Source organism: Paenibacillus sp. FW126-R14, from assembly GCF_058789495.1.
In genome coordinates, this window is record NZ_JBYTBS010000032.1 from 20,584 (window position 1) to 38,828 (window position 18,245).

The 18,245-nt window shown below is 50.8% G+C and carries 18 protein-coding genes; 3 read left to right on the top strand and 15 right to left on the bottom strand.

Going from position 1 to position 18,245, the window contains the following annotated elements:
- Positions 1 to 2: 2 nt before the first annotated feature.
- Positions 3 to 977 carry a metallophosphoesterase family protein gene (locus tag AC3WRW_RS19550; RefSeq protein ID WP_492547977.1) on the top strand — a complete coding sequence of 325 codons (975 nt, stop codon included), beginning with the start codon at positions 3 to 5 and terminating at the stop codon, positions 975 to 977.
- A 62-nt stretch (positions 978 to 1,039) separates the two neighbouring features.
- Here the strand turns inward: AC3WRW_RS19550 and AC3WRW_RS19555 are convergent, their stop codons facing one another.
- From AC3WRW_RS19555 to AC3WRW_RS19615, 13 genes are all read right to left on the bottom strand, one after another.
- Complete coding sequence (locus AC3WRW_RS19555; RefSeq protein WP_492547978.1) at positions 1,040 to 2,362, bottom strand: LLM class flavin-dependent oxidoreductase; 1,323 nt, start codon at positions 2,360 to 2,362, stop codon at positions 1,040 to 1,042.
- 15 nt (positions 2,363 to 2,377) lie between these two features.
- Positions 2,378 to 2,908 (bottom strand): GNAT family N-acetyltransferase, encoded by a 531-nt coding sequence (locus AC3WRW_RS19560; protein ID WP_492547979.1) that lies wholly within the window; start codon positions 2,906 to 2,908, stop codon positions 2,378 to 2,380.
- 13 nt (positions 2,909 to 2,921) lie between these two features.
- On the bottom strand, positions 2,922 to 3,407 hold the full coding sequence (locus tag AC3WRW_RS19565) for a DinB family protein (RefSeq protein ID WP_492547980.1): 486 nt from the start codon (positions 3,405 to 3,407) through the stop codon (positions 2,922 to 2,924).
- Positions 3,404 to 4,591, bottom strand: coding sequence for an amidohydrolase (locus AC3WRW_RS19570; RefSeq protein WP_492547981.1), 1,188 nt, complete (start codon positions 4,589 to 4,591; stop codon positions 3,404 to 3,406). Before AC3WRW_RS19570 ends, AC3WRW_RS19565 begins: the two co-directional genes overlap by 4 nt.
- Before the next feature lie 19 nt (positions 4,592 to 4,610).
- Positions 4,611 to 5,621, bottom strand: a complete 1,011-nt coding sequence (locus AC3WRW_RS19575; RefSeq protein WP_492547982.1) for an LLM class flavin-dependent oxidoreductase — start codon at positions 5,619 to 5,621, stop codon at positions 4,611 to 4,613.
- A 27-nt stretch (positions 5,622 to 5,648) separates the two neighbouring features.
- Positions 5,649 to 6,401, bottom strand: a complete 753-nt coding sequence (locus tag AC3WRW_RS19580) for an amino acid ABC transporter ATP-binding protein (protein ID WP_492547983.1) — start codon at positions 6,399 to 6,401, stop codon at positions 5,649 to 5,651.
- A complete protein-coding gene (locus AC3WRW_RS19585) occupies positions 6,398 to 7,108 on the bottom strand; it encodes an amino acid ABC transporter permease (RefSeq protein WP_492547984.1) in 711 nt (236 codons plus the stop codon). Before AC3WRW_RS19585 ends, AC3WRW_RS19580 begins: the two co-directional genes overlap by 4 nt.
- Complete coding sequence (locus tag AC3WRW_RS19590; protein ID WP_492547985.1) at positions 7,105 to 7,881, bottom strand: amino acid ABC transporter permease; 777 nt, start codon at positions 7,879 to 7,881, stop codon at positions 7,105 to 7,107. The genes AC3WRW_RS19585 and AC3WRW_RS19590 overlap by 4 nt, the downstream gene beginning before the upstream one ends.
- Positions 7,882 to 7,922: 41 nt before the next feature.
- Entirely contained in the window at positions 7,923 to 8,804 is an 882-nt protein-coding gene (locus tag AC3WRW_RS19595; RefSeq protein WP_492547986.1) for a transporter substrate-binding domain-containing protein, read from the bottom strand.
- 150 nt (positions 8,805 to 8,954) lie between these two features.
- Complete coding sequence (locus AC3WRW_RS19600) at positions 8,955 to 9,839, bottom strand: LysR family transcriptional regulator (protein ID WP_492547987.1); 885 nt, start codon at positions 9,837 to 9,839, stop codon at positions 8,955 to 8,957.
- A 191-nt stretch (positions 9,840 to 10,030) separates the two neighbouring features.
- Complete coding sequence (locus AC3WRW_RS19605; RefSeq protein ID WP_492547988.1) at positions 10,031 to 11,164, bottom strand: hypothetical protein; 1,134 nt, start codon at positions 11,162 to 11,164, stop codon at positions 10,031 to 10,033.
- A 471-nt stretch (positions 11,165 to 11,635) separates the two neighbouring features.
- On the bottom strand, positions 11,636 to 13,174 hold the full coding sequence (locus AC3WRW_RS19610; protein ID WP_492547989.1) for a sensor histidine kinase: 1,539 nt from the start codon (positions 13,172 to 13,174) through the stop codon (positions 11,636 to 11,638).
- Entirely contained in the window at positions 13,171 to 13,854 is a 684-nt protein-coding gene (locus AC3WRW_RS19615) for a response regulator transcription factor (RefSeq protein ID WP_492547990.1), read from the bottom strand. Before AC3WRW_RS19615 ends, AC3WRW_RS19610 begins: the two co-directional genes overlap by 4 nt.
- Before the next feature lie 251 nt (positions 13,855 to 14,105).
- Between AC3WRW_RS19615 and AC3WRW_RS19620 the strand changes: the two genes are divergently transcribed.
- Positions 14,106 to 14,987, top strand: coding sequence for an FAD:protein FMN transferase (locus tag AC3WRW_RS19620; RefSeq protein ID WP_492547991.1), 882 nt, complete (start codon positions 14,106 to 14,108; stop codon positions 14,985 to 14,987).
- Between the two features lie 249 nt (positions 14,988 to 15,236).
- Here the strand turns inward: AC3WRW_RS19620 and AC3WRW_RS19625 are convergent, their stop codons facing one another.
- Both AC3WRW_RS19625 and AC3WRW_RS19630 read right to left on the bottom strand, forming a co-directional pair.
- The gene (locus AC3WRW_RS19625; protein WP_492547992.1) at positions 15,237 to 16,271 is read right to left on the bottom strand and encodes a hypothetical protein; all 1,035 of its coding nucleotides are present in this window, start codon (positions 16,269 to 16,271) and stop codon (positions 15,237 to 15,239) included.
- On the bottom strand, positions 16,264 to 16,767 hold the full coding sequence (locus AC3WRW_RS19630) for an RNA polymerase sigma factor (RefSeq protein WP_492547993.1): 504 nt from the start codon (positions 16,765 to 16,767) through the stop codon (positions 16,264 to 16,266). The genes AC3WRW_RS19625 and AC3WRW_RS19630 overlap by 8 nt, the downstream gene beginning before the upstream one ends.
- A 186-nt stretch (positions 16,768 to 16,953) precedes the next feature.
- Between AC3WRW_RS19630 and AC3WRW_RS19635 the strand changes: the two genes are divergently transcribed.
- Positions 16,954 to 18,210, top strand: a complete 1,257-nt coding sequence (locus AC3WRW_RS19635) for a BaiN/RdsA family NAD(P)/FAD-dependent oxidoreductase (protein WP_492547994.1) — start codon at positions 16,954 to 16,956, stop codon at positions 18,208 to 18,210.
- Positions 18,211 to 18,245 lie beyond the last annotated feature (35 nt).

Below are 18,245 nucleotides of genomic sequence, written 5' to 3' on the forward strand. Positions count from 1 at the left end.
TGATGCTTTTATCTAAAATACGTCTGACCCTGGTTGCCCTGCTGCTCTTATCTGCTCCGGTTTCGGCCTACGGTGCGGAGCCAATAGCGCGAGAGACGCCGCTGTTCTCCTTCTCCGTGCTTAGCGATACGCATATCATCGCTACGGACCAAGTGTCCCAGCAGCTGCTCAGCCGCGCGCTGGCCGACCACCACAAGCTGCGCCCGGACAGCAAGCTGCTCGTGCTCAACGGCGATCTCACCGGCGGCAGCGAGGGCGACTACCGCAGCCTGCTGGCGCTTCTCAGCCGCCAGCCTCATGCCCCTGTGCACGCGACCATGGGCAACCACGACTACTACGGCGTCTGGCGCACGCCGGAGGGTGGCATGGATACATCGAAGATGAATCCAGCCTGGTCCAGCAAGCAAGCGGTCGCGTTATTCGACCGCATGTGGGGCTACGATAAGCCGTACCACGAGCTTATCGTGGAGGGCTACCGCTTCCTCTTCCTTAGCGGGGAAGCGTACCGTGACGTGAACGCATCCAACAAAGAGGATGCGTTCCTTTCGGCCGAGCAGCTCACTTGGCTGCGCGACCGTTTGACAGCCGCGGGCGCGGCGGATGCCGGCAAGCCCGTGTTTGTGTTCCTCCATCAGCCGCTGCCGATGACGCTCGATGGCACGGACCGGGAGCTGGGCGTCGTCCAGCACCAGGAGCTGCGGGCGCTGCTGGATGCGCACCCCAACGTCATTCTGTTCAGCGGCCATACCCACTGGAACTTGGAGACGACCAACCAAGTCAAGCAGCTGAAGTTTCTGGCCGCTTCCAGCGCCTCCATCCGTGAGGTATGGAACGCGCAGAACGAACCGGAGACGTTAAGCGTCAGCCAGAGCCTCATTGTGGACGTCTACAAGGACCGCGTGGTCATTATGCGCCGGGAGCACTCCGCGAAACGCTGGATTGAGCCCTCCATCGCCAAGGGCTATGACGTAAAATAACAAAAGACTGCCAAACACGGCTCATGAGCCTAGTGTTTGGCAGTCTTTTTGGGTTTTAGCGCTTATACTTCAACCTTCGTATACCGGTTAGCCGGAATCGGTATGCCTAAATTGCCGCGGAGCGTATCCGCTTCGTATTCCGTTCTGTAGATGCCGCGCTCCTGCAGGATCGGCACGACAAGATCAACGAAGTCGTCCAAGCCTTTCGGTAGCGCAGCAGCAATGATGAAGCCGTCCGCCGCCTTCTGTTCGAACCAGCTCTGAACGCGGTCGGCCACATATTCCGGCGTTCCGGTAAATTCCGAGCGTGGCGTCGCTACACTCAGAGCTACTTGACGCAGCGTCAAGTTTTTCTCTTTGGCATTTTGCTTGATTTTATCCGTTCCGCTACGGAAGCTGTTGCTGCCGAAATCGCCCAATTCCGGGAACGGCTCATCCAGCGGGTATTGCGAGAAATCATGATGCTCGAAGAAGCGTCCGAGGTAATCCAGCGCTTTCTCGATCGTCACGAGATTCGCAACTTCTTGATACTTGCGTTCCGCTTCTTCTTCGGTTCTGCCGATAATCGGCGCGATCCCCGGCAGAATGACGACCTCGTCCGGGTTGCGTCCGAGCGCGGCGGCTCTCTTTTTGATATCCGCATAATACGCTTGCGCATCTTCTATGGATTCATGCCCGGCAAAAATAGCATCGGCTACCTTCGCTGCAAAGGCCCGGCCATCCTCGGAAGCCCCGGCTTGGAAAATAACGGGCTGCCCCTGTCTGGAACGAGCGATATTGAGCGGACCTTGAACGGAGAAGTGTTCGCCTTTATGATTCAGCGTATGCATTTTGTCCGGATCGAAGAAAACGCCACTCTCTTTATCCCGGACGAACGCGTCATCCTCCCAGGAATCCCAAAGCCCGCGCGTAACTTCCAAATATTCGTTAGCAATCCGGTAACGCTCCGGATGTGACGGATGCTGGTCTTTGCTATAATTTTTGGCCGAACCTTCCAGCGGGGATGTGACGACATTCCAGCCGGCGCGCCCGTCGCTGATCGTATCGATAGAGGCAAACTGCCTTGCTACGGTGAAGGGCTCGCTGTACGAAGTGGATAATGTGCCGACAAGGCCGATATGCGAGGTGACGGCTGCTAAAGCAGATAAAATGGTGATCGGCTCGAATCGGTTCAGGAAATGCGGAATCGACTTCTCCGTAATAAAGAGACCGTCCGCAATAAACACGAGATCAAATTTGCCGGACTCGGCTTTCTGCGCTTGCTGTTTATAAAATCCAAAATTCACACTGGCGTCCGTAATCGCATCCGGGTGTCTCCAGCCCGAAACATTCCCGCCTACCCCGTGAATAATGGCTCCCAATTTGAGTTGGTTCTGCTTTGTCATGCTTTCCCCGTCCTTTCAAAGTATGGCCGCTGTTTGCAGGTGCAGCCGATAGCTTTTTACCAGTACCTCACCTTTTTGTATATCTTTCTCATAGGCGCGTTCAAAGCCCAGCCGCTCATAGAGCTTGACAGCAGATTCCATCATGTCCGATGTGTGCAAATGCAGCGTTGCCGCCCCTAATTCAATAGCGCGTCTAGCGCTTTCTTGGATGAGCGCTGTGGCGATGCCACGCCCTCTCGCCTTGGGCGAAACGGCCAGCAACCGAATAATCGGGGACTGAATGCCAAGCTCCGGCAGCCCGTAAGCCGCCTCGGATGAGAGAAACAAGAGGGAGCTCCCCACAATCTCGCCGTCGATCAAAGCGACGATACGGGCTGCAGGCGTCCCGCCGTCCACGGAGGCGACAATATTCTCTTTATATTGCTCCCACCCTTCAGGAGGCAGCACGTCTTTATACTGTCCATAGGCTTCCTCCAGGACCTTTCGAATCGCATCCCGGTCTCCGTCATTGGCTTCACGAATTTGAATGTCCCTTACGTCCGCCATCTATAAACCCTCCCTATACGTGAGCTCTCGATGTTTCCAATGCGTTCTTAATGCGTGAGATTTGCGCCAGATGAACCTGCACATGCGCCACGAAAGATTGAACCACATCAGTTAATTGCAGGATTTGGCCTTTAAAATTAACGCCTGTTTTCGCCCAATCTTCCGCCGGCAATCGTTGAAACAATAGATGGTTATAAACTAATAACGCCTGAAAAAGAGTTAAGATATCGCTGGCCGAGCCTTCATTTGCGTGCGCACCGCTAACCCATGCATCTTGCTCAAAAGCAGGCAGCTGCACAGCGGACCCCGCTAAAATTTGACGAAGCCGAAACGAAACCACGATGTTATGATCCGCCAAATGGGAGAGAACCTCAGTTACGCTCCATTGCGCCGGCGAAGCTTTCCATGTCAATTGTTCGGCATTCAGCCCTTGAATGGCAGCCTGCAATTGGTCATGCGTTTGCAAATAGGATTGAAAGTCAGGAATGGAATGACTCATGTGGATACCTCCCGTGGTATGTCGAATGCAAGCTCCTGCAAGGCCCGTTTCGCCAAAATGGCAAAATAACGCGCGCTGCCCGGTAAAGCCCGTTCATCTAAATCAAATGCCGGATGATGCCATTCGCGAGACCCCGAAGTCCCCATAAAGACGAATACGCCCGGCACCTTTTTCTGATAAAAAGCAAAATCCTCCCCGGCCGGCGACGACTGCGGCGTGACAACCTGCAAGCCTGCCTGTTCAGCGGCTTCAATCGCTACTTGCGTCAGCTCCGCATCATTGGATACCGCTGGCGGGCCTTTGATCCAGCGTACGGAAGCTTTCGTCCCATAAGCGGCCGCCACGCCGTGAACAACCTGCTCAAGCCGGGCAATGACCAGCTCTCTTACGCTTTCTTCGAACGTTCGCAGCGTGCCGTCCAGAATGGCTTTATCCGGGATCACGTTCCAGGCCGTCCCGCTATGGATCCGCGTCACGCTGATGACGGCTTGCTGGAGCGAGCTTATATTGCGGCTCACGATCGCTTGCAAAGCGGTCACGATATGCGCTCCCGTCACAATCGGGTCGATCCCCGCTTCCGGGACGGCTGCGTGAGTGCCCAGACCTTCCACCTCGATGACAAAGCCATCGGCCGCAGCCATCAACGGCCCTGCTTTGATGCCAATCGTGCCAACGGGAAGATCGGGCTTATTGTGCATGCCATAAATCGCCCGCACGCCTTCCAATGCACCGCTTCGGATCACTTGTTCAGCGCCTTGCGCTTTCTCTTCGGCGGGTTGGAAGATGAACCGAACTGTCCCCGGCAGGTCATTCTCCCGCTGTTTAAGCAGCAGCGCCGCTCCAAGTATCGCCGCCGTATGGAAGTCGTGGCCGCACGCATGCATTTTGCCTGCCACTTTGGAGGCATACGGAAACCCCGTCGCCTCGTGAATCGGCAAGGCATCTATATCTGCGCGGAGGGCTATGACCGGCCCCGCCTGCCTGCCGCCAACTTCAGCGACCAAACCTGTTTTGAGCGAATAATCGGCAATTCGAATGCCCGCTTGGGATAACCATGCACGAATCGCCTCCGTCGTTTGAAACTCTTCATTGGACAATTCTGGATTCTGATGTAAATGGCGTCTGATCTCGACCAGCTTGCGTTCGAAATCCGTCCCTAACAGCTCCGGCGTTGAGGGGCTCATCTGTTGTCCTCCTTCCTTACTAAACGGGTAACTCCGAGAAAGCCTCGCTAAGCAGCTCGAAGGAACGCAGCCGTTTGTCAAAATCTTTCACGGACGTCGTGATGATAAATTCGTCGATCCCATATTTGTTCTGCACGTCCAACAAGTGCCGGCGCACAGTTTCTTTTGTACCCTTCGTAATTTCAGCTTGCTTGACCTCGACGGTGAACTTGGCATCTGTCTGGCGGCCGTATTCCTCGGCTTGTTCCAGCGTGCCGACCGTTAAGGTTTTGCCATTTTCCAAATGGATTTTGACATTCTTATACTCGCCGGCCAGTTCGGCCGCTTCCTCCTGCGTATCCGCCACGATCAAGGAAAGCGCGAGAATCAGCTTGGGCTGAGTTCCCTTTTCCGCATTAAAACCTTGCTGATACGCCTCAAATGCCGCCTCTGCAATCGCCTGATCGCCATTAATGAATTGAGCGAATACATAGGGAAGGCCGGCTTCGGCCGCCAACTGAGCGCTGGCAACACTCGTTCCGAGGATATAGATATCCACAGGGACTGTCGGAATCGGCGAAACGCGCAAACCTTTCAGCGGATGATCGTCGTCAAGCCTGTTATGAACAAACTGCTGGAGCTCGCTTAATTTGTCGGATAAGGATGCCGCCTCGACAACGCCTTGCTGAAGCGCTTTGGTCGAACGGGGAAGACCGCCCGGGGCTCGGCCTACGCCAAGATCAACCCGGCCCGGGGCAAGCGAAGCCAATACGTTAAAATTCTCAGCCACTTTATAAGGGCTGTAGTGCTGCAGCATAATGCCGCCTGATCCAATGCGAATACGTTCTGTTTTGGCGAGCAAATGGGAAATCAGCACTTCAGGCGATGAACCGGCTACCTGCTCGGAGTCATGATGTTCAGACACCCAGAAGCGATGGTATCCCCATTTATCGGCTTGCTGTGCCAGTGAAATGGTATGTTGAAAAGCATCCGAAGCCGTCTCCCCCGGAAAAATGACACTTTGATCCAAAATACTAAGCTTGATTCCCAAGATCGTTCACTCCATTCTGACTTCACGTTATATGCTGTAGCTCCACTCCGGCGTAAATCTTTTGAGAAACTGTCTCGTCCGCTCTTCCTTCGCACCGCCAAAAATATCCTGCGGCTTACCTTCCTCGACGATCACGCCTTCGTCCATAAAGACCACATGGTTGGACACTTCCCGGGCAAAGCCCATCTCGTGCGTAACGATAATCATGGTGATCCCTTCTTTGGCAATTTTCTGAATCACATCCAGCACCTCGCCTACCAGCTCAGGATCAAGCGCCGACGTCGGCTCGTCGAATAAGATCACTTCCGGGTTCAAGGCCAGCGCGCGCGCAATGCCCACCCGCTGCTGCTGTCCGCCGGACAGTTGGCTCGGATATGCGTCCAGTTTGCTTCCCAATCCGACCTTTTCCAGCATCTTCACACTGGTTTCCCTGGCCTTTTCTTTGGACTGCTTCTGGACGATGACTAGCCCTTCCATCACATTTTCCAAAACGGTTTTATGCTTGAACAGATTGTAATGTTGGAAGACCATCGCTGTTTTCTGGCGTAAGGTGTGGATCGCCTTTTTGGAGGGGCGCTTGCAGTTCACGGTAAAATCCCCGATGCTCACCTCGCCGTCATTCGGTCTTTCCAAATAATTCAAGCAGCGAAGCAGGGTTGTTTTGCCTGAACCGCTGGGACCCAGGATGCAGACGACCTCCCCTTTTTGCACAAATAAGTCGATGCCTTTCAGCACCTCATGTTTGCCGAAAGCTTTGGTGATATTGGACAATTTAATCATGCGACGCCCCCCCTGTTATACGAATTGATTCGTTTTTCGAGCAAGCCTGCCACTCTCTCGATGAAGAACGTGATGCCCCAGAACAGCAGCGCTGCAGCGATATAAGCCTCGAAGAACTTCCAGTTGGTCGTTGCTACAATCTGTGCTTTGGCATTGATTTCGACAACGGAAACGGTAAAAGCCAGCGTCGATCCATGCAGCATGCCGATCAACGTATTGGATAAGTTCGGCAGGCTGACCGCCAGCGCTTGAGGCAGCACGATGCGGCGCAGTGCCTGCGGCGTGGTCATGCCGACTGAATAGGCGGCTTCGAATTGTCCGCGGTTAACGGCGACAATGCCCGATCTCACAACTTCAGCCAGATAAGCGCCTGCCGTGATGGAGAAAGATAGGAAGGCAAAGCCGATCATCGGAATGGAAACGGAGCGGAAGCTCCAACCCAGCGCTGCTGCAACAGCATCAATAATCATCGGCAAACCGAAATAAATAAGCAGCAGATGCATCAGCATCGGAGTTCCACGGATAAAAGTTACATATGCCGTCGCGATATAATGAAGAAAAGGAACCCGGTATAGTCGGATTAAGGCCACAGCCGTTCCTATTAAGAAGCCGAAGAAGACGGATACGGCTGTAATGGCGATGGTTGTCGGCAGGGCAGATAACAGCGCGATAAAGGCAGTCCATATGAAAGCGGGATCGATCTTCATGCTTGAAAGCCTCCTTTATCCGGCTGCGAAGCCCACATGCCCTTGAACCATCTGCGCGCAAGCGGCTGCCGTTCTTGAGAAACAATCGGTTGTTCATGCTGGAGCAGTCTTTTCTCGATATACGCAAACAGCTTCTCCAGCCCGAAACATATCACAAAGTAAATAAGGGATAAGGAAATGTAAGTCTCAACAAAGTGCTGCGTGGCGCTCCCCAGCGTCTGCGCTTTCCCCATCAGCTCCATGGCTCCTAGCGAAAAGGCAAGCGAGGTATCCTTCAAATTTGCGATCAGCAGGTTCGTGAAATTAGGAAGAGCAATAGCCACTGCCTGCGGCATAATAATTCTTGTAAAAGCTTGATACCCCGTCATCCCGATGGCGTAGGCCGCTTCCATCTGCCCGCGGTCAACGGCTTTGACTGCAGCTCGGATCACTTCAGAGATATAGGCTCCTGAGTGAAGAGCAAATGTCAGAATGACGAAAGTCAGTACCGGCGCTTTGGAAACGTCCACCTGAATAACCTTCAATATTTCCGGGAGCCCGTAATAAATAAGGAAGAGCTGAATCAGGATCGGGGTCCCCCGGAAAAAGGAAACGTAAATCTGCGATATTCGCTGAAAAACCGGTACCTTGTACAGCCGTGGCAGGGCGATGATGAACCCGAAGATGAGTCCGAGCCCCATGGAGCAAGCTACAATAAATAACGTAATGTTGATATAGGACAGCAGTTTGGGCAAAAAGTCGAATACATAGGTGATATCGAATTGGGTTGCCATAATGGCGATCTCACCTCTCTTTTATCTTCTCTGACTTCGGACTATTTCGTGTCTTCTTTCTTCGTAAAGTCGCCGCCAAGCCACTGTATGCTGAGCTTCGACAGCGTGCCGTCCGCCTTGATAGCTTTTAGAGCGGCATCGATCTTATCGGCTAAAACCTGTGCGTCTTTATCGTTTTTGCGGAATAAGAACCGAACTTCGGCTTCTTCAATAATGGGACCGACGGCTTTCAATTTGCTCTGCGGGTCCACGAGAGGAAGCAGGAAATCCGCTCCTAATGCGCCGTCCGCGCGTCCGGTAGTCAGCTGGTTCACCAGGTCGTTCGCGGCGCCGCTTTGATATACAATTTTGATCGCGTTATTATTGGCTTTGTTGTAGTTTTCCAGAAGGGTTGCCTCTGCGCTGGTTGCCGTCGTTAATGCTTTCTTCCCCTTCAGGTCATCAATCGACTTAATCGTTGAGTTGTCCTTAGCGACAATCACTTTGGTTTTCCAATAGGCGTATGGCTCGTTATTAAAAAGGTACTTCTCTTCCCGCTCCTTGTTCTTCTCAATTTCATGTGCCACGAAGTCGATTTTGTTCGTTTCGAGGCTGAGGAGCAGGTTGGCGAAGTCCATCGTTTTGAACTCAAATTCATATTCCGGCAGGCGCTTATCAAGCTCTCTAACTAATTCAATATCATAACCGGTAAGCTTGCCGTCTTTATCCAGGAACGCTACATTAGGGAACTGAGTGCCTGTTCCAACGATAATCTTCTTCACTTTAACCGGCTCAGCCGCTGCTGCTGTGTTGGCAGGCGCTTTCGATCCTTCGGCCGCTGCTGCTTTGGGGGATGCACCCGTTTCCGTGCTCTTCGAGCCGCAGCCTGCTGCTACCAGTGCTAAAGCTAGGGTGGTTACGGCAAGTGTTGTTAGTTTCTTCATCGTGAATCCCTCCATCATAGTTATCTATTTTAATGTTTATAATTCCTACCTGTTTTGTATGAATTATAGCTATGCATTTAATTTATCATCAAGTTCCGAAACTGGATAATAGAGTTTTTCTATATACATATTCAATAATCGAATCGTTTCTTACGTCACGGACGCGATGCTTCGGCAAATATCCAGTGCGCTATTGAAAAATGACCCGCTCTCCCCGTTCAAGGCGATGATGTTCGTCTGCAGGGAAATACCCGAGATTTCGGGGAAATCAATCGGGAACAGCTCCTTGTTCCGAACTTCCCGTTCGACGCATAAACCCGGCAAAAAAGCGATACCTGCGCGCTGCAGCACCAATTTCTTGGCCGTTTCCAAATTATCCGTTTGAACTTCAATAATCGGAGGCTGGCTCATGCTGGCAAATAGCCGGTGGATGCGCATCCAGTCCAAGGAGCCGCATTCGAAGAAAACAAGCGGGTGCTCGCCAATTTCTTCAATCGAAACGCTACTGCGGCCTCTAAAAGGATGATCCTCATACACGTATAGTCGTATTGGATCTTCATAAACCTTCGTCGACAGGAGATTAGGATGGCTGATGTTTCGAACAAAGCCCACATCCAATTCGCGGTTCAGCACCTTGTTGACGATCTCATCCGTAACTGCAGTCGTTAACTTGAAATTGACATCCGGATATTTGCGCTTCATCTTCGGCACGAATTCGGGAATGATATAGTTCGATACAGAAACCGTACAACCTATCCGGAGCTCATTGGGCAGCGTTCTTTTTTGCTTTAGTTGGATTTTGCTCTTTTGAAAAGTTTGCAGAAGCTGCTGCGCATAAGGCAGAAACTTTCTCCCCTCGTCCGTCAAAGAGATCTGCTTCCCGATGCGGTCGAATAGCCGGCAATCAAGCTCACGCTCAAGCGATTGTATGCGCGCAGTGACAGAAGGCTGGGACAGGAACAACGCTTCCGCCGCCTTGTTAAAGCTGCCATAATGAATCACATAAACGAATGCTTCAATATTCTCGATATTCATGGAGGGCCTCCATTGCTAGGGAATTGTCGTTAATTTTATTATTCCTATATATTAACTCGGAATTAAAGTTGTTATTACTATATGCCATCTCCTATAGGGTGTCAATATATAAAAACGCCGCCTCCTATGCCCCGTGTCAACGGGGAAGGAATGCGGCGTTTCGTATAAGCTGCTTGGGTAGAAAGCAGCTTTTAGTTCGTTGCAGCAGGAGCCTGCGCTGCTCCATCATTCGAAGGCTTGCCTGGCTGACCTTTATGGCCGAAGCCTTTTTGTTCGACTTGTTTCTTGATGGTATCCGTCATGGCGTCTTTGATCTTGCTGATCAGATCATCTTCGCTGATTCCTTTGGCAGCTGCCACGTCTGCAAGGGATTTGCCCGCTTCCAGCTCGGTTCTCAGCTCCTCTTGCGTGATACCCAGAATCTGCGTCACAGCTTCAGAGTTCCCGAAGAATCCACCGCCGGGGCCTCCGAAGCCACCGGGACCTCCAGGTCCGCGACGCTCGCCGCCACGGCCGCCGAAGCCTTCTTCAGGGCGAGTGCTTTGCACTTGCTTAGTAATACGGTCGGAGAGGCCGGAAAGCATTTTATCCGCTTGGTCCTGCGTCAGCTTGCCCGCTGTTACCTCAGCGTTGATCGCTGTTGTTTCCGCTGCGACCAGCTTCGCCACGTAGTCCTCTTCAGTCAACCCTTTTTCCACCGCGAAAGCTGATAAGGTTTTGCCTGCCTTTAAAGCTTCCTGAACGGCGCTTTGGTCCACGCTAAGAATGGTTGCGGTTTGCTCAAGCAGATTGCTGCCATGCCCTTTGCCGCCGCGATCTCCGCCTGGGAAGCCGCCTTGGAATCCACCCATGAAGCCGCCTTTGAACCCGGTACCGTCAATTTGCTTCGTTAACTGATCGGAAAGACCGTTCACAATTTTGTCCGCTTGCTCTTGCGTGATTTTACCCGAAGTTACCTCGGCGTTGATTGCTGCTGTCTCCGCTGCGACCAGTTTTTGCAAATAGTCTTCTTTCGTCAAGCCCTTCTCTTCTGCAAATGCAGCCAACGTTTTGCCGGCTTTCAATGCTTCCTGCACAGCGCTTTCCTCAACGCCCAGGATGGTTGCTGTTTCTTTCATGACGTTCCCGCCGCGGAAGCCGCCGCGATCTCCACCGAAGTCTCTGGCTCCTTTGCCATGACCTGCTTTTTGAGCCGTTGCATTCGTGGAACCGCTTGTTACCGTATCTGCAAATGCCTGATTATGTAGGGCTCCAACAAAACCAACACCAAGTACAAAAGAAGCGATCAATGAACCTGTAAGAATTTTTCTGGAGATATTTTTCATCGTTTGTTTCCACCTTTTCGTTTATTATTTGTTTCTTCCTTACAAAACCAAGTATAGACGCCTAATCTGAATCTGATCTGAGCATAAACTGAAGATTGGTTGAGAGGATTCTGAGGATTGGCTGAAAAAGGAAATTCTCGCGGGATGCCAACCCCCAAATGGGCTGAAGCTGCCATCGTATCAGGTATCCGTCTGTCCGAAACAATCCATTTTCGCGAGGGAGAGTGAACTATGGTCCGCTATTCATCGCCCAAGTGTCAATTTGGCGATTGAGTGGGAACTACGGTCCGTTATTTGACCACTTTCAGCCAATTGCAGCCTTTTTCGGATGAATAAGACCCCACAGTTCCACTCCGGAACCCAATCTTTCCGATTTGGCACAAATAAAGCCCTGTCGTTCCCATAAAATCATCGAAGTTGCTAAAACTAAAAGCCCTACCCCGGCACAAGCACGCCGAGATAGGGCTTCTTTCATTTAGCCGCAGGGAGCAGCACTTTAAAAGTGGTCCCCTCTCCGACTACACTATGCACTTCGATCGATCCGCCATGAAGCTGAACGATGGAATGGGTGATCGATAAGCCCAAGCCTGCGCCGCCGCTCCGTCTAGCACGGGAGGTATCGATGCGGTAGAACCGGTCAAATAAATGCGGGAGATGCTCGGGGGAAATCCCCTCTCCGTTGTCATGGACCGCAATTTCTACGAACGATGGCGTTTGCGTCAGCGACAGCCCGACCTTCCCCGTCACCGGGTGCGTATGCTGAACGGCGTTGTGAAACAAGTTGAGCACAACCTGCTTGATTTTATCCGGATCATACAGACACCGGGTCTGAGGCGCTAGGCGGAAAGCGACGGTTCGATCTCCTGCCAGTAGACGTAGTTGAGGCTCCATTTCATGCAGCGTCTCGTCGAGCACTCCTTCCGTCTTCTGGAAGGTAGGTGAACGGTCAAGCCGCGCGAGCAGAAGCAGATCCTCGACCAGCTTATTGATCCTGACGGATTCGCCGTGCATGCTTTTCAGAGCTTTCAGCAGCTGCTCCGGTTGTTGATACGCCCCGCGCAGCAGCACCTCCAGAAAACCGTGAATGGAAGTCAGCGGTGTGCGCAGCTCGTGTGAAGCGTCTGCCGCAAAGCGGCGCATGAGCTCTTTCGCTTCTTTTTCCGCCTCGAAAGAAACCTCCAACCGCTCCAACATCCCATTGAAAGAGGCCGCCAGACGATCTATTTCCACCTGCCCCTGATTCGCGGGGAACCGTTCATTGAGATTGCCTGCATCAATCTGCTTTACGGTTTCCACCATGTTGGAGAGCGGTACGAGCGTTCGCCGCAGGACGGGGAGGAAACCCAGCAGACCGAACACCATCGCTAACAAAGAGAGGAAAATAAATGTAAGCAGCTGCTGGACCAGCACATCCCGGATCGGTGCGACATTGATGCTTGCTTGGATGAGGCCTTGAATACCCGGCCCGCCAGGCCCGCTGGGTCCGCCGCGAGATCGTTCGGGCTCTCCGCCGATCTGATGAAAGACAACAAGCTGAGCGCTGCCGCTTTCATCCTTAATGATGCGGTGATCCAGCTTTGTTTTCTTTTGCATGAGCGACAAATAATCCTCTTGCGTCAACTGCGGTGTCGGCTGCTCGAACGGTGAGGAAATGAGTTTATAATTCCCTCTTTCATCAATAAAAGCAATCGATAATTCCGATACGAAAATCCGCTCTTGAGCGTTTCCGAAACCGGGCCGGTTATCGCGGCTGGCATCCGGTTTGGGGAACACAGGACTTTGCGGGTCTCCTGCCGCCATTCCCAAACGCCACATGTTCGGGGGCAGCGCGGCAAGCTGATTGCGAATCGTCTCCGCTTTGTTCTGATACATGAAACGCTGCATGACGACATATTGAAAAACACCGATGAGCAGCAGCAGCACAGACAGGACCAGCAGAGTTCTGGACAGCAGCTGAAATTTCAAAGAGCCCGTCACAAACAGATCGGCAAACCGGCCCTTCCTTCTCATGCCAAATCCATCCGGTAGCCTGCGCCGCGAATCGTACGAATCAGCTTATGCTCTTTATCGTTCAGCTTATCGCGCAGCGACCGGATGTACACCTCCACAATGTTCTCTTCGCCTCCAAAGTCATAACCCCAAACCTTATCGAGAATCATCGATTTGCTGAGCACAAGTCCATGATTGATGGCCATAAATTTAAGCAATTCATACTCCGTCGGGGACAGCTCCAGCACTTTATCATGGAGGCTGATCTCCTTGCGCCGGTCATCCATGCGAAGCGGTCCGATCACAACCTCGCCGAACAGATTCGGAAAATGATTTCGAATTCGTGCATAAATGCGGGCCAGCAGCTCTTCGAAGCTGAACGGTTTGACCATGTAATCGTCTGCGCCGATCGTAAGTCCCTTCACGCGATCATCAATTTCGTCCTTTGCCGTTAGCATGATGACGGCGACGTTTTCCGTTTTTTTGATCATGCGGCATACTTCGAACCCGTCCATCCCCGGCATCATCACATCCAGAATGGCGATATGCGGCTGAAATTTGTTGCATGTCGTAATGGCGGAAAGACCATCCGTCGCGGTCATGACCTCGAAGCCTTCATTCGTCAGACCTAATTCCAAAAACTCTAAAATATGAGGCTCGTCGTCAACGAGCAAAATTTTGATTCCTTTTAATTGGCGCATGGGTGTTCCTCCCGTGTTCGATTCGATACTCAGACGATTTCTATAGTCAGTATCCCATATCCTGCCTAAAAGCAACCTGAGCAGAAGCTGAAAGGTTGCTGAATGTAACAATCCCTTGGCCGGCGCCTCCTCCCCATCCGGTTGGGCCATACTTTTCAGTATTTCTTCAGCTAACTATCAATTGAATCTCAGTTTATCCATCTATACTTAGGTTATCAATGTGAGGACATCAAAGAAAAGAGGAAAATCTTATGGAGCCAACTACCCCCTCCTTTCATTCGTTTCATTTCCACTCGCTGGAGTCCGAAATCGAATTGCTGCTCCGCTGCGAGGAGAAAGACCGGACGCTTATTACCAAATTAACTGACGATTGGTTTCGCCATGTCGAAAAGCGATTCAATCCTATGCTGGCTGACAGTGAGATTTCTCTCCTGAATACACTGGCGGGCGAAAATTGCATGGTCTCTAATACGATGCTAGAGGTCCTTTTTTTAGCTGAAATGTACCAAGCGGTAACCGATGGCTTCTATAAGCCTCTCTTAAATAACGGCATACAGGCTGCTCCGCTCTTGGAGTGGGAAGTAGATCCGGCTAATAAATCCATCAGGCTCCCTCAGAATACGAACATTCATTTAAAAGGACTGGAGCACGGTTGGGCGGTTAAACGGTTAGCCGAATATATGCGGAAAGATCTTTCCCTGGAGCAAGGCCTCGTCCTGGCCGGAGGAGAGATCACCGTATGGGGCCGGAGCTCGGAGGGAATAGATCCGTGGATTATCGGCATCCAAAGTCCCTGGCAAGGAAATGCCAAGCTGGGTGCCGTCGCGCTGCCCGAGGGCTCCCTTTCCACCTACAGCCATTTGGAAAATCCGGACGCAAGCACCGCAACCGACGTCGTGCAGTGCACCGTTGCCGGTCACGATCTCGTGGAGTGCCATGTGTGGGCAAGAACGCTGGCCAGACTCGGCGTAGACGAAGGGCTGGCACTGCTTGCTAAACGCACATCCATGTGCGAAGCCGTTGTGCTGACGGCCAAACAAGAGCTGCATTATTTCGGGAAAAAGGCTTCGCTCCAACGAAGATGGCTGGATATGCGCATCGACCATTATCACTTCCAGGATAAGGTATCTTAAGGTTAGGCAGTCCTTATCCACATAATTGCTCACATTATCCACAACGGAATTGTGGTTTACCCACAAGTTTGATGGTTTTATCAACAAGTTATCCACAGGTTGTGAGTATGTTACGATTTATACTGAATACAATTCTAGAAAACAAGCCTAGTCATCTGTTTCATGACTAGACTTGTTTTCATAATGTATTGATTCAAGGTGCTGATCGTTGCCCTACTGTTCGGCGTACCAGTAACTACTGAGTCGTCATCAATGTACTTTAATCGGAATTGCTCTATCGAAAAATACGATAGATTCAATCTCCTTATCATTTATTACATTTTCAAAAGTTTTGATCGTAAGCATTTGGCCATTTAAATGATCCCCTACACATAACCCGGAAAAAATGCTTGTTGTTTCTGAGGTGCCATCTTTATAGTTTATCGTGATAGGGTAGTTATCCAAATGTTTATTTACACCAATTTCCTTTAATCTGCCGGCGGCTTCGTCAATCTCTTTCAATGATCCACTCTCAATCTTTAAAGAAATTGAAATGGGCGAAACGGAGATTGTTTTTATTTCTGCCCCATAACCAAACATGGTAATGTTTTGATCTATCTGATAAAGGTTAGAGTACTCCTTGAAATCCAGTTTAAACGTTGTTTCCCAAGAACCTGGTATGATCGTTTTAAAAATCCCCGGAAGCGGATCTGCTGCTTGTAAATCTTTGAAATTGATATGAACGGTTTGGCCCGCTATTGAATTTTTGGTCATGATATTCATAACCAAACTAATTTTATTGTCACTAGGATTTCCATCGTCGAGCGCCTCAAATCCTATAGCCTGATAATCTTGACCTGCAGTAATCATACTATCCCCAAAACGGTATCGCGCTGCATTTAAAACAGTGCCTTCTGGAGCAATAAAGTCCATTAAGATATAGGTCAGATTACTGTCGCCGATTACTTGCTTAATGGTAAGCGATCCATTCTCGTTTGCCACTTGTTTGTCAACCACATAAGCGCCATTTGACAAATATTCTGCCTGCTCATGATTTATTGGATTAAGAAATTTTAAAAATCTTTCTTCTAATCCCATATATGCCGCCGCAAAAGCGGTGGTAGTTAAACAAACCATCAGCAGCACAGCCAGTACTGCAAGTCTTAAACGTTTAACGGTAGTAAACCTTCTGTCCCTTGTATTTCCTTTCTGACTTTGCACTAGAATGTTATGAAACATTTTTTCTTTTTGTTCGGTTTTTGGCGTAAGAGCCTCGATAAGCAGATTGATATTTTTGTTACTCAAGATAATTCCCTCCCAGGTCAATTTTCAGACGTTTGCGGCCTCTTGATAGCCGCGTTAGGATTGTACTTTCTATATGTCCTAGCATCTCTGATATCTCTTTTACCGAATACTCCTCGAAATAGTAAAGATATAAGACTGTTTTGTATTTTTCAGGAAGTGATAGCAGTCTTGCAAGCACCTTTCCCGATGGCTCATTACCATTCCAAGAAGAAACTTCCGGTAAAGCATCTAAAGCCACACGACGGGTCTTCCACCAATTTTTAAGAACGTCTCTACAGTAATTTCTGGTGGTTACCATCAACCAAGCTTTTTCATGCTCATAGTCATTGAAAACCATTTGAGATTTGATCAGTTTTAGAAATACAGATTGAACAGCGTCTTCTGCATCAACGGGATTTTTTAAATACATGTAGCACAGCCTAAAAACTAGATCTGCATGCCGTTGATATAGTTCGGCCAATTCTTTATCCGTACGCAATAAAGAATTGTATTCCATTATTTCGCCTCCTACATACAACACGATTGGTGACTCGAAAATATCCCATTACCCCGTTTATTTATTTTGAGAAACAACACACCAACTGGCTGATAGAACTATCTCGATCAAGCTTGGCAGGTTTAACTATTTGGGTTTATATCAAAATCATGATACAATTTTTCAAAAATGAACTCGAGGTATTCTATGATTTATGATGTCATCGTCATCGGCGGAGGCTCGGCCGGCCTCATGGCCAGTATCGCGGCAAGCCGGCAAGGAGCCAAGGTTCTCCTCCTGGACAAAGGGGATAAGCTCGGCCGCAAGCTCGGCATCTCCGGTGGCGGCAGGTGCAACGTAACCAATAACAAAGATATGGATGAACTTATTAAGCATATCCCGGGCAACGGGCGCTTCCTATATAGTGCTTTGACGCAGTTTGGCAACAGGCACATCATCGATTTTTTTGAAGGTCTTGGCATCCGGCTGAAAGAAGAGGATAACGGTCGTATGTTTCCCGTCAGCGACAAGGCCAAAACCGTCGTAGACGCGTTGATCGGCCAAGTTCGCAAGCAGGGCGTCGAGATCCGGATGAGCAGTCCGGTCAAAAGGCTCCTGTACCAAGACGGCAGCGTCCAAGGCGTCCTGCTTCACTCCGGCGAGAAGATGAACAGCCGCGCTGTTGTCATCGCCTCGGGCGGATGCTCTGTCCCGCACACCGGCTCCACCGGAGACGGTTATGCGTGGGCTGAAGCCGGCGGGCACACGATCACGCCGCTCTTTCCGACCGAGGTTCCGCTGACCTCGAAGGAAGCTTGGATCCGCAGCCGTGAGCTGCAAGGGCTCTCCTTGCGGGAGGTCACGCTGTCCGTGTGGAACGCCAAAGGGAAGGCCGTCATCTCCCACCGGGGAGATGTGCTTATCACTCACTTTGGGTTGTCAGGCCCGATTGCCCTGCGCTGCAGCCAATTCGTCGTTAAGGAGCTCGCCAAAACCGAGCGAAAGGAAGTTCTGCTTACCGTAGACCTCTTCCCCGATCTGAGCATGGATGACTTGTATAAGGAAAGCATGGCGCTGGCGAAAGCCGATGCCAAGAAGGCGATCAAAAACGTGCTGAAACCGCTTCTGTCGGAGCGTCTGATCCCGATGCTGCTGGAACGCTCCGGCTTGGACGAACAGCTCACGTACGACAACATTCCGAAGCAAAAGTGGCTTGACCTGTGCAAGCTTATGAAAGCCTTCCCCGTGCACATTCACGGAACGCTTTCGATCGAAGAAGCTTTCGTTACAGGCGGCGGCGTGCATCTCAAAGAAATCGATCCAGGCACTATGCAGTCGAAGCTGGTGAACGGACTGTATTTCTGCGGAGAGGTGCTTGATATACATGGCTATACAGGCGGTTATAACATTACGGCCGCCTTCTCGACCGGATATATGGCCGGTCAGAGCGCGGCGCAGCAATGAGAAAGACCGTCCGTTGACGGTCTTTGGGCGGCTGA